This is a genomic window from Campylobacter concisus, assembly GCF_002914195.1.
Lineage (GTDB): Bacteria > Campylobacterota > Campylobacteria > Campylobacterales > Campylobacteraceae > Campylobacter_A > Campylobacter_A concisus_M.
In genome coordinates, this window is the sequence record NZ_PPAU01000109.1 from 1 (window position 1) to 1358 (window position 1358).

Sequence of the window (1358 nt, forward strand, 5' to 3'; positions counted from 1 at the left end):
TCCAAGTATTCTCCAAAAGGAACGCTTTGTGACTGCATAGCGTAATATTCAAGCTGCTGCATATATTTTACACGTTTATATTTCTCCCAATCAGGTAGTTTCTCTATGTATTTATGAAACAGCAGTAACCGAATAAGGGTATTCTTTTCACTATATCCTTCAAAATTTGTCTGTAAAACTTCATCGCCTTCTGCATCAAGATCCACAAAGTAGTATTTTTTGTCATCCCAAGTTTTTAGTATAAATTTACGAGTAGGGAATTCTTTTTTTGCTCGATCTATGTTCTTTAAAAAATCGCCATCAGGGTTATCATAGACGATAAAGACACCTTCATACTCTCTGGTGACAATCTCGCTCTTGGTCTTATTTTTATCCCACTGGAGCTTAGCAAGCTCCCAGTTGTATTCTAAGTTATCTAAATAGACGGGGCAATAACCTTTAAGTCCATATTTTTGTTTGTATAGATCCCAATTATGCTCTACTTCATCGTAGTCATTGTCAAGTCCATCACCCCAATCCATGTTGGCAAAAATATTATCGCTCATCTTATTCTCCTTAACTCTTATTTTTTATCATAAACAGAAGTGTGAGGCACTCCACGGATACCGCTTTCAGTCAAGATCACATCCCTATAAACTTTTAGTTTTGAAATATCGATCTTTTCTTGTTCAGCACTCACCTTAGCATTTTCATCATAGTATTTATTCATGATTTTTAATTTTTCATCATTACTTTTTCCACGTCCCTCGCTTAGTATCAGCATAGATTTCACAAATGACGAGTCTGGATGAACTGGTGTAAAATAGACTTTTACATTCATCTGTTTTACTAGCTCAGGCAATTCATAAGCCAGATGTCTTCTGCAAAACGGACATTCTGGATCAGTTAAAACAATGGCATATTGCTTGCTATCTTTGTGGTTAAATTCAAGCACATATTCTTCTGGGATAGCACCGACTACCTTTTCTAGCTTGGCATTTGCAGCCTCATCTTCAAGATTTACCTTTTTGTTGTTTTTTGTTACCTCTACGATATAGTCTTTGATCTCTAAGCTTGTTTCGTCATCAGCAACAAATAATGCACCAAGACCATTAATCATCTTGCCATCTTGTGCTACAAATGCTGGTATATTTGTTCCATCGGCTGTTGTAACGGTAAGCAATATAGTGCCAGCATTTTTCAGTTGAGTGAAATTTCCAAGATTAACATTGTCTGGAAACTCCTTTAAGAGTTTTGTGAAATTCTTTTTAAATTCTGTTTTGTTGGCAATATTTAAAGCATCTATCTCTTTGCTTATATTGTTCTCATCTATTGCAAATGCACAAGTGCTAAATGCAAGCAGACTGCCTAGTAATATC

General features: G+C 35.6%; 2 protein-coding genes. Both read right to left on the reverse strand.

The features are described from left to right. Positions 1-545 (reverse strand): hypothetical protein (locus tag CYP28_RS07605; RefSeq protein ID WP_141090919.1); only part of this gene is annotated, 545 nt, incomplete at its 3' end. 17 nt (positions 546-562) lie between these two features. Further along, positions 563-1358 (reverse strand): hypothetical protein (locus CYP28_RS10385; protein ID WP_181000434.1); only part of this gene is annotated, 796 nt, incomplete at its 5' end.